This is a genomic window from Streptomyces anandii JCM 4720, assembly GCF_014650655.1.
In the GTDB taxonomy this organism is placed as follows: domain Bacteria; phylum Actinomycetota; class Actinomycetes; order Streptomycetales; family Streptomycetaceae; genus Streptomyces; species Streptomyces anandii.
This window is the reverse complement of the sequence record NZ_BMVJ01000035.1, coordinates 8,582-21,021: the sequence shown is the minus strand read 5'-3', so window position 1 is coordinate 21,021 and position 12,440 is coordinate 8,582. Positions and strand designations below refer to the sequence as shown.

12 protein-coding genes and 2 pseudogenes are annotated in these 12,440 nt (G+C 69.9%); all 14 read right to left on the bottom strand.

Translation table 11 applies throughout. The features are described from left to right. The coding region (locus tag IE249_RS33720) for an RrF2 family transcriptional regulator (RefSeq protein ID WP_229859876.1) at nucleotides 1-403 on the bottom strand (403 nt) is incomplete at its 3' end. Nucleotides 404-451: 48 nt separating this feature from the next. After that, complete coding sequence (locus tag IE249_RS33715) at nucleotides 452-1,675, bottom strand: acyl-CoA dehydrogenase family protein (protein WP_189711041.1); 1,224 nt, start codon at nucleotides 1,673-1,675, stop codon at nucleotides 452-454. Nucleotides 1,676-2,143: 468 nt separating this feature from the next. Next, the gene (locus tag IE249_RS33710; protein ID WP_189711039.1) at nucleotides 2,144-3,304 is read right to left on the bottom strand and encodes an LLM class flavin-dependent oxidoreductase; all 1,161 of its coding nucleotides are present in this window, start codon (nucleotides 3,302-3,304) and stop codon (nucleotides 2,144-2,146) included. 24 nt (nucleotides 3,305-3,328) lie between these two features. Continuing rightward, nucleotides 3,329-3,490 (bottom strand): hypothetical protein, encoded by a 162-nt coding sequence (locus IE249_RS33705; RefSeq protein ID WP_373304529.1) that lies wholly within the window; start codon nucleotides 3,488-3,490, stop codon nucleotides 3,329-3,331. A gap of 4 nt (nucleotides 3,491-3,494) precedes the next feature. Then, complete coding sequence (gene ssuE / locus IE249_RS33700) at nucleotides 3,495-4,049, bottom strand: NADPH-dependent FMN reductase (protein ID WP_189711037.1); 555 nt, start codon at nucleotides 4,047-4,049, stop codon at nucleotides 3,495-3,497. A 58-nt stretch (nucleotides 4,050-4,107) separates the two neighbouring features. Beyond that, a pseudogene (locus IE249_RS39920) lies at nucleotides 4,108-4,318 on the bottom strand (acyl-CoA dehydrogenase family protein); the annotation flags it as partial. Next, nucleotides 4,318-5,460, bottom strand: coding sequence for an LLM class flavin-dependent oxidoreductase (locus tag IE249_RS33695; protein ID WP_189711035.1), 1,143 nt, complete (start codon nucleotides 5,458-5,460; stop codon nucleotides 4,318-4,320). The pseudogene IE249_RS39920 and the gene IE249_RS33695, both read right to left, overlap by 1 nt. Beyond that, nucleotides 5,453-6,543: pseudogene (locus tag IE249_RS33690) on the bottom strand (LLM class flavin-dependent oxidoreductase). The gene IE249_RS33695 and the pseudogene IE249_RS33690 overlap by 8 nt, the downstream one beginning before the upstream one ends. Beyond that, nucleotides 6,540-7,913 (bottom strand): NtaA/DmoA family FMN-dependent monooxygenase, encoded by a 1,374-nt coding sequence (locus tag IE249_RS33685; RefSeq protein ID WP_189711033.1) that lies wholly within the window; start codon nucleotides 7,911-7,913, stop codon nucleotides 6,540-6,542. Before IE249_RS33685 ends, IE249_RS33690 begins: the two are co-directional and overlap by 4 nt. A 21-nt stretch (nucleotides 7,914-7,934) precedes the next feature. Beyond that, a complete protein-coding gene (locus IE249_RS33680; RefSeq protein WP_189711031.1) occupies nucleotides 7,935-9,149 on the bottom strand; it encodes an LLM class flavin-dependent oxidoreductase in 1,215 nt (404 codons plus the stop codon). Between the two features lie 223 nt (nucleotides 9,150-9,372). Next, nucleotides 9,373-10,098: a GNAT family N-acetyltransferase gene (locus tag IE249_RS33675; RefSeq protein ID WP_189711071.1), complete on the bottom strand. Its 726-nt coding sequence runs from the start codon at nucleotides 10,096-10,098 to the stop codon at nucleotides 9,373-9,375. A gap of 88 nt (nucleotides 10,099-10,186) precedes the next feature. Beyond that, nucleotides 10,187-11,212, bottom strand: coding sequence for an ABC transporter substrate-binding protein (locus IE249_RS33670; protein ID WP_189711029.1), 1,026 nt, complete (start codon nucleotides 11,210-11,212; stop codon nucleotides 10,187-10,189). A gap of 65 nt (nucleotides 11,213-11,277) precedes the next feature. Next, nucleotides 11,278-12,075: an amino acid ABC transporter ATP-binding protein gene (locus IE249_RS33665; RefSeq protein ID WP_189711027.1), complete on the bottom strand. Its 798-nt coding sequence runs from the start codon at nucleotides 12,073-12,075 to the stop codon at nucleotides 11,278-11,280. Continuing rightward, nucleotides 12,072-12,440 (bottom strand): ABC transporter permease subunit (locus IE249_RS39380; RefSeq protein ID WP_229859875.1); only part of this gene is annotated, 369 nt, incomplete at its 5' end. The genes IE249_RS39380 and IE249_RS33665, both read right to left, overlap by 4 nt.

Genomic DNA, 12,440 nt, shown 5'->3' with positions numbered 1-12,440 from the left:
GCTTGGCCGCGGCCACCTGGGCCAGGGTGACCTCGCCGAGGATCTTGCGGACGTTGGCCCGTACGGCGATCCACAGCGGCAGCAGCGACTCCGCGGGGCCGCAGTAGGAGAGCTCGGGTGGGCGCACCCCCCGCACCGACACCAGGGGGCCGTCCGCCACACGGATGACGTCCGCGATGGCGATCGAGCCAGCCGGGCGGGCGAGACGGTAGCCACCCTTTCCGCCCCGCTGGCTGACCACGAGACCACCCCGGCGCAGGTCGCCGAGGATGCCCTCCAGGAACTTGTGCGGGATGCCCTGCGCCGCGGCGATCGCCTCGGCCTTGAGGGAGGCCTCGTCCCCTGCCGCGGCCAGCTCCAGGGCCGCTCGCACCGCATAGTCCGCCCGCGCCGAGATCCGCATGCCGCGATTATCCATCACTGCGGGGTCCGCCCGTCACCGGCTGCGCCGTCAGGCAGGAAGGATGAAGGACGGGTGCGCACCGTTGAGGAAGTAGTCCCCGATCTCACGCAGTCTGTGAGCGGCCGGTTCACGCAGAGTGTGGGTCCGGGCGTCACGCCAGAAGCGGTCGAATCCGTGCCGCATGGAAGCGGCCTCGACTCCGACGACCTCCAGGGCACGGCTGGTGATCTCCTGCGCGGCCCGGGAGGCCGCAGCCTCGGCCACGCTCGCGAGGACGGCGATCTCCGCGCACTCCTCGTCGTCCAGATCCTCGTCCTGCGCGAGGCCGCGCAACAGGGCATCCACCGCCTGGTCGGCGAGAGCGGACGCGGCACGCGCGACGACGGCGAGCTCGCCGTACACGGTCAGCGCGTACGGATCCTGCGGGGGACCTCCCGGCCAGGACTGGGGCGAGAAGGGCTGCCAGGGCGATCGCACGGCCCTTCCGTGCTCGTGGACCTCGTCCAGCAGCCCCTCGGCGATGCCGAGACAGAACTGCGCGGAGACCAGGCGCGCGGTCGGCACGGCAAGAGAGGCGAAGGGTGACAGGACGCCCTCGTCGGGCGAGAGCGAGCCGAACACATCGTCCGCCGCTACCGGCACGGAGTCGAACTCCACGGCGCCACCGGCTTCCAGCCGCTGGCCGAAGCAGTCCCCGCTGCTGCCGCTCACGACACCCGGGTGGGTGGGGTCGACGAGGACGGCCAGCGGCTCACCCGTGCCGTACCTGGCGGCTCGGACCACCAGCCGGTCGGCGATCCCGACGCCGGTGGCGTACCTCTGGTAGCCGTTCAGCAGATATCCGCTCGGCGTGGGAGTCAGGATGAGCGGCGGTTCGTGTGAGGCGATACCGCCTCCCCAGTGCCACTGCCCCTCCGTCGACTCCCGCTCGACACGGGCGGCACGTGCGGGGTCGGCGAAGAAACGGGCGGTGAAGGACAGGAAGTAGTGGTGGCCCAGCAGGTGGCCGATGGCCCCGTCGGCCGCGGCGACGGTCCGGACGACCGTGTAGGCCGTGCGCCAGTCCGCACCTCCTCCCCCCTGCTCGGCCGGTCCCAACAATGTCAGCAGCCCCGACTCGCGCAGCCGTGCGACCTCGTCGAGCGGTGCTTTGCCGGCCTGTTCGCGCTCGGCCGCGTCCGTGGCCAGGTCGTCCGCCATCTCACGGGCTATGTGCAGCCAGTCGGCCTGCCCGGCTCCCGCGTCGCTCACCTCGTCGGCCGTCACCGTCATATCCGGACCCGCTTCATGCGACTGCGACTGTCACTGCACCTCAGTGCTGTTGTCATGGCGTCTTCCTTCAGGGGGCCGAGGACGACGCGATGCCCGGCAAGGCGGCGTGGGAGTGCAGCGGTGCGCGAGAGACGTCGGCTTCATCATCCTCACTCCCCTCTTCGACCACCGTCAAGACTTCCCTAGTGATTCGATAGGGAAACTAGGGATACACGGACGCTCCGGCTGATTCGCGCTCCCGGATGGCGAGTTCGCGATGGCGCGCGGCCGGGCGGTCGTCCCGGCCCCGAAGGCTGCCAACCGGGCCGTGGAGGCACTCGCGGAGCGTGGCGCCGCCGGACGGGGCCAGGAGCCTGTCGCGGCTGCGCGGCCTCGCGGGCGAACTTGGCGGCCAACTCGGCGACGACGACCGTCTCTGCGTCGTCAGCGATCACATGGGCGCTCCCGACCTCCGCCGCGATCACGTGGTCATCGCTGGCCCCCGGCGCCGGCGAACGGCACTTGAGCCGAGGGGGCGGCTTGTTGTCCATACGGGTGCTGCCACAGGCCCTGCGCCTGAAGTCTTGGCAGAACTCCCTCGCCGAACCAATACGCCTCCTCCAGGTGCGGATAACCGGAGAGCACGAACTCGTCGACGCCGAGAGCGTGGTACTCCCCGATCCGCTCGGCGACCTCGTCGTGGCTGCCGACCAGGGCGGTGCCCGCGCCACCGCGTACCAGGCCGATGCCCGCCCACAGGTTGGGGTGGATCTCCAGGCGGTCACGGCTGCCGCCGTCGTGCAGGGCCAGCATGCGCTGCTGGCTCTCGGACTCGCTGCGGGCGAGGCCCGCCTGGATGGCCTTGACCGCCTCCGGGTCGAAGCCGTCCAGGAGCCGGTTCGCCTCGGCCCAGGCCTGCTCGGAGGTGTCGCGGGTGATGACATGCAGGCGGATGCCGAAGCGGACGCTACGACCCTCCTTGTCGGCCAACGCCCGGATCCAGGCGATCTTCTCCGCGACGGCGGCGGGCGGCTCGCCCCAGGTGAGATAGACGTCGACATGCTTGGCGGCGACTTCTCCCGCGATCGGCGAGGAGCCCCCGAAGTACACCTCGGGGACCGGGTCTGGCAGCCGGGCGAGCTTCGCATCCTCGACATGGAGGTGCTCGCCTCGCAGGTCGACGGTCTTGCCCTCCCACAACCCTCGTACCATCTCAAGGAATTCGCCGGTACGGCGGTAGCGCGCGTCCTTGTCCAGGAAGTCTCCGTAGGCCCGCTGCTCGTGGCTCTCGCCGCCGGTGACGACGTTGAGCAGCAGCCGTCCGCCGGTCTGCCGCTGGAAGGTGGAGGCCATCTGCGCAGCGAGCGTCGGTGAGACGAAGCCAGGCCGGAAGGCGATGAGGAACTTCAGCCGCTGGGTGTTCTGGCTGACCATCGCGGTGGTCAGCCATGCGTCCTCGCACCAGGCGCCCGTCGGCGTGAGTGCGCCGACGAAGCCCAGGTCCTCGGCGGCGCGGGCGATCTGGCTGAGGTAGGCGACCGTCGGCGGCCGGTCGCGCCCGGACTCGGTGGCGGGGGTGCCATGGCCGCCGCCGACGACGTGGCGGCTGTCTCCGTTGGTCGGCAGGAACCAGTGGAAGGTGAGGGACACTCGGGGCTCCGATCTGGGGTGCGATCAGGGGACGTTCGTCGGCGTCGCGGCGGATAGCCGGTGCAGCTCCTCGCGGGGAAGCCGGCGTTCGGCGTCGCGAGCCGAGGCGCCCGCCCGGAACTCGTTGCTCGGGGCGGACGCGACAGTGACGGCCTCGGCGCCGTCGGTGATGACGTGTGCGGTCATGGCCTCAGCTCGCCGCGGCCAGGAGCGGGGTGCGGCCCAGCGCCAGTGAGAAATGGTCGACGACCTGGGTGAGCGCCTCGGCGGCGGCCGGTGCGACTGTGATCGAGCCGTCGTCGTGGGCGGTGATGTCCTTGTCGAGGGTGAACCAGCCCTGCACGATGTGCGCGGCACCCATGGAGTTCAGGACCGGACGCAGGGCGTAGTCGATGGCTAGGACATGCGCGGTGGAGCCGCCGGTGGCGAGAGGGAGGACCGTTTTTCCGGTGAGTGCGTACTGCGGCAGCAGGTCGAGGAGCGCCTTGAGGACTCCGGAGTACGACGCTTTGTAAACGGGTGTTCCTACGACGACGCCGTCGGCGCTCGCGAACAGTTCGGTGGCCTCGACGATCGCCGGATGCCGGAAGTCCCCGCCGAGCAGGGCCTCGGCGGGGATGGTGCGAACGTCGAGCGGGACGACGTCGTGCCCCTGAGCGGTCAGTCGCTGGTCCAGGTGGCGCAGCAGGCGGTTGGTGCGGGAGGAGGCGGAAGGGCTGCCGGAGACGGACAGGACGGTGGCCATGGGTCCTCTTTAGGGGAGAAGGGGGCGCCTCCGCCTGGGAGGCGCTCTGGGGGGGTGGTCAGGAGTACCAGGTCGGTTCGGGCAGTTCGCCCTCGATGACCCAGCGCCCGACCACTGGCCGCTTGTGGGCGACAGGGGCGTGGAGGGTGTGGGTGCGGACGTTGCGCCAGAAGCGGCAGGCCCTCGGATGCGGCGGTGGCGCGGGCGCCGGTCACTGCGAAGGTCTGGTTGCCGATCTCCAGGGTGACGTCGGCGGCGCGGGCCTTCACTACTGGAAGGAGTGCCCCCGTCGGCGCCACTCCTCCGCGAGCAGTTCGTACGAACGGACCCGGTCCGTGTGGTCGTGGGTGATCGTCGTAATGAGCAACTCGTCCGCGCCCGTGGCCTCCTGCAGTTGTTCCAGCTGGTCGGCGACCCGGCCTGGCGAGCCGACGAACTGGGTGTCGAGGCGGTCCTGGACCAGGGTCCGGTCCTCGTCGGTCCATTCGTGGGCGCGCGCTTCCTGAGGCGTCGGGAACTCGATGGCGCCCTCGGCGGTACGGATGCTGCGCACCCATGGGCCGTAGCCGGTGGCGAGTTCACGGGCCGCCTCGTCGTCCGCTGCGACGACGACGTCCGCCGAGACGCTGACGTACGGCTTGTCGAGGAACTCGGAGGGCTGGAAGAAGGACCGGTAGCCCTCCACCGCCTCCAGGACCGTGGCCGGGCTGACGTGATAGTTGGCCGCGAACCGCAGACCGTTGCCGCCCGCCACCTCTGCGCTCTGACCCCCGCTGCTGCCCAGGATCCACACCTCCACGTCGGCGCCCTCCCCTGGCACGACGTGCGCTTCGACGCCCTCCGGCGAGCGGTAGGTGCCGGCCAGCAGGGCGAGGATGTCGTCGATCTGCTCGGCGTAGTCCTGTGACTCGGCGCCCGGCAGCAGGAGCAGCCTGCGCTGCAGCGCGATGCGGGGTGAGCCGAGCAGATGTTCGAAGGAGAAGCGGGGTGGGATCAGCAGGCCGTTCGGGGTGCGGCCGTCGACGACGGGGGTCGCCGTCGACAAGGGGGTGGCCGGCTGTCCCGGCGGGCGGCCGCCCGAGCGGCCCAGGCCCAGATCGAAGCGGCCCGGGTGCAGTGTGTCGAGCAGGCCGAACTCCTCCACGGTGGACAGCGCCGTGCGGTGCCCGAGCTGCACGGCCCCGGAGCCGAGCCGGATGGTGGAGGTGGCGGATGCGGTCAGCGCCAGGACGACGGCGGGTGACGTGCCTGCCACGCCGGGATTGAGGTGATGCTCAGCGAACCAGTAGCGGGCATACCCGAAGCGCTCGGCCTGCTGTGCGAGATCGAGGGAATTGCGCAGGGCATCGGCTGCCGTCGATCCGGAGGAGATCGGGACCAGGTCGAGGACGCCGAGGGAGATGTCAGACACGGACGGACTCCTTAGTGAGCGGTGATGCCGGAAGCACGGGGCCCCAAGCGAACGGCGGGTCGGGGATCTCGCGGCGCAGCACGGGGCGACCTTGGACTGGAACAGCTCGAGGGAGGCGCGGTGCTGGGACTCTGGCAGCCCACCCGCGTCGGCGTGCAGGTGGACGACCGTGTGGCCGAACTGCTCGTGGTAGCGGTGCACTTTGTCGACGACCTGTTGCGGGCTGCCGATCAGCGCCGAGCTGCGCTCGACGAAGTCCTCCAGGGTTTCGAAGACCACCGGCAGGCCTGCCTTCTTGAAGAAGGCCAGGTTGGCCTCGAAGATCGGCCGGTACGCGGCGAGCGCCTCCTGCGAGGTGGGGGCGACGTAGATGCCCGCGGTGCCGGCGCCGACGGCGATCCGCGCCGGTTCGTGGCCGTAGAACTCCCAGCGCTCGCGGTAGTGGCGGATCAACTCGGCGTACGGCTCCATGGGGTTGGTGACGTTGGCGGAGAACAGCGGGTCGCCGTAGCGGGCGGCGAGGTCGACCGACTCCTTGCTGGTGGCGCGGCCGTGCCAGACCCGGACCGGCTGCTGGTACGGCCGCGGCCACACCTCGGCGTCGGTCAGCGGGGGACGGAAGCGGGTGTCGGCGGTGACCTTGTCTTGGCGCCAGATCTTCCGGAAGACCTCGTAGCTCTCGGCGTTGCGGTCCCACTGGTCCTCGGGCGTGACGTGGAACAGGTCGCGTTGGGCGGCGCCGTTGCCCTTGCCGATGATCAGGTCGAGGCGGCCTTCGGAGAGATGGTCGAGGGTGGCGTAGTCCTCGTACGCGCGGACCGGGTCCAGCAGGCTGAGCGTGGTCACGGCCGTGAACAGGCGGATCCGCTTGGTCAGGGCGGCCACATGGCTCAGTACGAGGGTCGGGGACGAGGAGATGAACGGCCGCTCGTGCCGCTCCCCCACGCCGAAGCCGTCGAACCCCAGCTCCTCGGCGAGCAGGGCGTTGTCGAGGACCTCGCGGAACCGGTCGTGTGTGGACTTCTGCACCCCGGTGACCGGGTCCGGTCGATGCACGATCAAGGTGATCGCGAGGAACTTCACGACGCCGCCCGCTCGTCGGACGCCTCGTCCGGGTGGGCGAGGCCGAGGTGATGCCGGAGCGTCGGGCCCTCGTAGTCGGTGCGGAAGACGCCCTGTTCCTGCAGCAGCGGGACGACCTTGTCGGCGAAGTCATCGAGGCCGGTCGGGGTGATGTGCGGGACGAGAATGAAGCCGTCACTGGCGTCGGCCTGGACGTAGTCGTTGATGGTCCTGGCGATGGTCGCCGGGGAGCCGACGAAGTTCTGGCGGGTGCTGGTGTTGATGACCAGGTCGCGGATGGACCAGTTGTTCGCCTCGGCCAGCTCGCGCCACTCGCGGGCGGTGGCCAGCGGGTCACGGTACATCCGGACCTGGGCGCGGCCCTTGGAAATGTGGTTGTCGCTGACGTCCGGGTCGATGTCGGGCAGTGGGCCTTCAGGGTCGTAGGCGGACAGATCGCGGTTCCAGACGAACTCCAGGTGCTTGATGGCGGTGGCCCCGCTGACCTGCTGGCGGCGCACCTCCCGGGCCAGCTCCTCCGCCTCGGCGTCGGTGTCGGCGAGGGCGAAGGAAGCGGCGGGCAGGATGAGCAACTGGTCATGCTGGCGGCCGTACTTGGCGAGGCGGTTCTTGACGTCCGTGTAGAAGGCCTGGCCGCCTTCGAGGGTGGCGTAGCGGCTGAAGATGGCGTCGGCGCTCGATGCGGCGAATTCGCGGCCCTCGTCGGAGTCTCCGGCCTGGAAGATGACGGGACGGCCCTGCGGGGAGCGCGGGACGTTGAACTGGCCGTGGATGTCGAAGTGTTGGCCGGTGTGCACGAAGGAGCCTGCCTTCGCGTCGCGTAGGAAGACGCCGGTCGCCTGGTCGGCGACGATCTCGTCGCCTTGCCAGGAGTCGAAGAGCTCGCCCGCCGTGGCCAGGAATTCCTTCGCCCGGGAGTAACGCTCGCCCTGCGGCAGGAAGCCGCCGCGGCGGAAGTTCTCACCCGTGAAGGCGTCCCAGGAGGTGACCACGTTCCAGGCGGCGCGGCCACCGGAGAGGTGGTCGAGGCTGGCGAACTGGCGGGCTACCTCGTAGAGCTCGTTGAAGGTGGAGTTGATGGTTCCGGTCAGGCCGAGGTGTTCGGTGACGGCGGCGAGGGCGGCGAGGACGGTGAAGGTGTCGGGGCGGCCGACGACGTCCAAGTCGTAGATGTTGCCGCCCTGTTCGCGCAGCCGCAGGCCCTCGGCGAGGAAGAGGAAGTCGAACTTGGCGCGTTCGGCAGTCTGTGCGAAGTGCGCGAAGGAGCTGAACTCGATATGGCTGCCGGCCTTCGGGTCGCTCCACACGGTGGTGTTGTTGACGCCCGGGAAGTGCGCGGCCAGATGGATCTGCTTCAGCGGCTTGCTCATGGTGGGTGCGGTCCTTCCGGCTCAGGCGGTGGCGGCGGCGTAGCGGTTGGCGGGGCGGGCGAGGCCCAGCAGGCCGCGCAGGGTGTCGGCCTCGTAGGTGGTGCGGAAGGCGCTCCGGCGCTGGAGTTCGGGCACCAGCCCCCGGGAGATGGCGGGCAGGTCGTGCCCGGCGACGGCGGGCCGCAACCGGAAGCCGCTCAGCCCTTCCACCGCCAACTCCTTCAGAAAATCGGCAAGTTGGGCGGGCGTACCGGCGAATATGGGGGCGTCGCTTGTGTACGGCTCCCCCGCGAGGGCGTCGAGACGTGCACGGCGGTCCTCCGCCACAGCCGGCTCGTCGTCCAGGAAGACCACCAGGTCACCGAAGACGTGCACGAGTTCACCGGCGCGTCCGGCCGCCTCCTGCTCGGCGCGGATCTCTGCGACGATCGCCCGGGCCTGGCCGGCGTCGTGCGGCGTGACGTAGCCGACGTCGGCTTGGCGGGCCACCAGCCGGTACGGGACCGTCTGGTGGGCCAGGGCGGTGACGAGCGGCTGGCCCTGAGGCGGGCGCGGGGTGATGGACGGGCCCTTCACACTGAAGTGCCTACCCTCGAAGTCGATGTAGTGCAGCTTGTCGCGGTCGATGAAGCGGCCAGTGGCCACGTCCCGGATCTCCGCGTCGTCCTCCCAGCTGTCCCAGAGCCGGCGCACGACCTCGACGTAGTCGGCGGCCTCATCGAAATGGTCGGTGAGCAGTTCCTGCCCGGCCGGACTCTGGATGCCCTCCAGGCTGATCGGTGGAAAGGTGCGGCGACCGAAGTGAGCGGCCTCGTGCGGCCGGGGCGAGATCTGCACGCGCAGGCCGGCCCGGCCGGTGCTGACGTAGTCGAGGGTGGCGATCGCCTTGGAGATGTGGAACGGCTCCGTGTGGGTGGTGATCACGGTCGGCACCAGTCCGATGTGCCGGGTCAAGGGTGCGATGCGGGACGCGATCAGTACGGCGTCCAGGCGTCCGCGGACCTGATCTGTACGGCCGTCCGGCTCACCGTAGTGCGAGGACTGCAGGCCGAGTCCGTCCTCTAGGGTGACGAAGTCGAGCAGGCCGCGTTCGGCCTCGGCGACCAGGTCGGCCCAGTAGCCGGCGGTGAACAGGTCACGGGGGCGGGCGACTTGCTCGCGCCAGGAGGCGGGATGCCAGCCGGTGCCGTCGAGAGCCACAGCAAGGTGCAGAGGGGAAGCGGGAGTTGCGGACACGAGGGTGCCTTCCTGGAGGTCCGTACGAGATCGCCGGCCCGCGGGAGTCGGGGCACACGGCGGCTAGGGAAACGGGGTCAGGAGCTACAGAGGGAGCCGGCCACGCGCTGGAAGTCGATGTGGGGCCGGGAGTGGAGGCGGACGGCACGCAGTACACGTGTCACGTGTCGCACCTCCGTCCGAGCGGACCATGCACTCACCTTCGACAAGGACAACGGCACGGCTATGCCGTTTCTTCCAGAGCGGCTGCCCCGGTGTGCCGGACGAGCGAGAAGACGGTACGGCGGCGCAGGGTGAACCCGATCGACTCGTACAGCCGGATCGCGTTCGCATTGGTGGCCGCGGCGTGCAGGAAGGGGCGTTCGCCGCGTTCCCTGATGCCGGCGGCGACCGCACGGACCAGACGGGTAGCGAGGCCCCGGCCGCGGTGGGCGGGGTCGGTGCACACGGCGCTGATCTCCGTCCAGCCCGGCGGGTGCAGCCGCTCGCCGGCCATTGCGATCAGCCGGCCCTGGTGGCGGATGCCGAGGTAGGTGCCCAGTTCGACGGTGCGCGGCAGATAGGGGCCCGGCTCGGTGCGGGCGACCAGGTCGAGGATCTCGGGCACGTCGTCGGGACCGAGCCGTACGGCCTCAGGGTCGGGCCCCGCGCGCAGGGAGGTGTCCACGAGCTGGACGCCGTGTCCGGTGCGCACGACCTCCCAGCCCACCGCCGCCTCGGTGACGCCCCGCACCGCGGCGGTGCCGCCAGGGCCGACGAGTGCGGCGAGGTCGGCCCAGGCGCGCGGGTCGTCCTCGTCGGAGAGGGCGTGGAACGGAGCCACGTCCTGCTGGTAGCGGGCGGCGTGGCCGACGCGTTCGGCGAAGTGCGCGTGCGGGCCGGCGAGCGCGGCCCAGGCGGGGTTGTCCAGGAAGTGCGAGGAGCTGGCGTCGATGCTGGTCACGGACATGGTGTGGCAGTCTCCGGGGTGCGGCTCGGGGTGTCCGGCGCGCGGGGACTCCACCGCGAGGCGGCGGTGGAGTCCGGTCACGCGATGGTCAGGAGTTGTCGAGGGGCAGTCCGGGCGGGTTGACCTCGGACTCGGCGACGGCTTCGTTGGAGAGGTTGTAGGCCTTGAGCCACTCGGCGTACTGACCGTTCTTGATCAGGTAGTTGATGGAGTCGGCGAGCGGCTTCGCCAGGCCGCTGTCCTTCTTCGCGGTCGCCGCGATCAGGCCCTGCAGGCTCGCGCCGGCACCGGAGTACGTGCCTGCGGTGCGGGTGGCGTTGGGCGTGTTCGCGACCTGGCGGTTGTGGTACGCGATGCCGGGGTTGGGGCCCAGGTACGCGTCGATCTTGCCGCTGGACAGGGCGAGGTAGACGCTGTTGCTGTCCTGGAAGTACTTGACGGTGAGCTTCTTGCCCTCCTTGGCCAGCTTCGCCTTCCACTCCAGGAGGATCTTTTCCTGGTTGGTGCCAGAGCTGACGGAGACGGTCTTGCCGGCGAGGTTCTCGTAGTCGTCTTCGAAGTTCCAGGTGCTCTTCTTCGGCACCACGAAGGCGAGGTTGTCCTGCCGGTAGGAGGCGAACTCGTACTTCTTCTTGCGCTCCTCGGTGTCGGTGACGTTGGAGAAGGCCACGTCGACCTTGCCGCTGTCGATGCCGACGAAGAGGTTCTCCCAGGTGGAGTTCTTCACCTCGGGCTGGAGGCCGAGGACCGCGGCGACCAGGCGGCCGAAGTCGGGTTCCGCGCCGGTGAGGGTCTTCTGGTCGCTGCCCACGTAGGCCAGCGGCGGGAAGCCGGCCGGCAGGGCGCCGATGCCGATCTCCAGCTTGCCGCTCTTCTTGACGGCGGCGGGCAGTTCGGCGCTGATGGACTTGACCTCGGAGACCTTGATGGAGGTCTGCTTGGCGGCGCCGTTGGAGACCTGTCCGATGACGACCTCGCCGGACTTGGGGCTGTCGGTGGAGGTGGCCGCGTCACTGTTGCCACCGCAGGCGGCGAGCCCGGTAGCCAGGGAGGCGACGGCGGTCGCCGCGGTGATGCCGCGTATCAGGCTGCGTCGGGTGAACTGGGTGGGCATGGCCGTTCCTTGTCGCTGGAGGTGATGAGGGTGGCGTGGGGGGGAGGTCTGAAGGGTGCGGCGGGTCAGAGGACCTTGCTGAGGAAGTCCCTGGTCCGCTCGTGCCGGGGCTTGTCGAGGACCTCGGAGGGAGGGCCCTGCTCGATGATCTTGCCGCTGTCGATGAAGACGACCCGGTCGGCGATCTCGCGGGCGAAGCCGATCTCGTGGGTGACGATGAGAAGGGTGGTGCCGCTGGTCGCCAGGTCCTTGATGACGGCGAGGACTTCGCCGACGAGTTCGGGGTCGAGGGCGGAGGTGGGCTCGTCGAAGAGGATGACGCCGGGGCGCAGGGCGAGGGCGCGGGCGATGGCGACGCGCTGCTGCTGGCCGCCGGAGAGCTGGCGCGGGTAGGCGCCGGTCTTGTCGCCGAGGCCGACCCGGCCGAGGAGTTCGCGAGCGAGCTCTTGGGCTTCGGGCTTGCCGAGCCTGCCGGTGGCGACCGGGGCGGCGGCCACGTTGTCCAGGACGGTGAGGTGCGGGAAGAGGTTGAAGTTCTGGAAGACGAAGCCGATCCGCCCGCGCTGGGTGAGGATGGCGCGCTCGCTCAGCTCCCTGAGCCTCTCGCCCTGTCGCTTCACACCGATCAGCTCGCCATTGATGCTGACGTGGCCGATCTCGGGCTTCTCCAGATGGTTGATGACCCGCAGCAGGGTGGACTTGCCGGAGCCCGAGGGGCCGAGGATCACGGTGACCTCGCCGGGGCGGACGGTCAGGTCGACGCCGTCCAGCACCCGATGGGTGCCGTACCACTTGTGCACGTCGTGGACCTCGACGGTGGCGGCCTCGACGTCCGCCAGGGCCTCGATGGTGTCGGCGGTCATACGGCGGCCTCCCGGCGGATGCGGGCCCGCAGGTCGGTGAGCCCGGTGCGGAGCTTCTGCAGCGGTGTCGGCGGCAGGCTGCGAATGGCACCGCGGGCGTAGTACCGCTCGACGTAGAACTGGACGACGGAGACGACGCTGGTCAGGATCAGGTACCAGACGGTGACGACCAGCAGCAGCGGCACGATGTCGCCGGGGTAGGTGGAACCCATGGTCTGCGCCGAGCCGAACAGGTCGAGCAGAGAGACGTAGAAGACCAGCGAGGTGCCCTTGATCAGGCCGATGAGCTGGTTGACGTAGTTCGGGATGATCGAGCGCAGCGCCTGCGGAAAGACGATCTTCCGGAACTGGTAGCCCTTCGGCAG

Bases quoted from the DNA above. Each gene is read 5' to 3' on its own strand.
- IE249_RS33670 (WP_189711029.1), bottom strand. From the start codon at position 11,212: ATGCCCACCCAGTTCACCCGACGCAGCCTGATACGCGGCATCACCGCG.
- IE249_RS33665 (WP_189711027.1), bottom strand. From the start codon at position 12,075: ATGACCGCCGACACCATCGAGGCCCTGGCGGACGTCGAGGCCGCCACC.
- ssuE (WP_189711037.1), bottom strand. From the start codon at position 4,049: ATGGCCACCGTCCTGTCCGTCTCCGGCAGCCCTTCCGCCTCCTCCCGC.
- IE249_RS33705 (WP_373304529.1), bottom strand. From the start codon at position 3,490: ATGACCGCACACGTCATCACCGACGGCGCCGAGGCCGTCACTGTCGCG.
- IE249_RS33715 (WP_189711041.1), bottom strand. From the start codon at position 1,675: ATGACGGTGACGGCCGACGAGGTGAGCGACGCGGGAGCCGGGCAGGCC.
- IE249_RS33685 (WP_189711033.1), bottom strand. From the start codon at position 7,913: ATGAGCAAGCCGCTGAAGCAGATCCATCTGGCCGCGCACTTCCCGGGC.
- IE249_RS33675 (WP_189711071.1), bottom strand. From the start codon at position 10,098: ATGTCCGTGACCAGCATCGACGCCAGCTCCTCGCACTTCCTGGACAAC.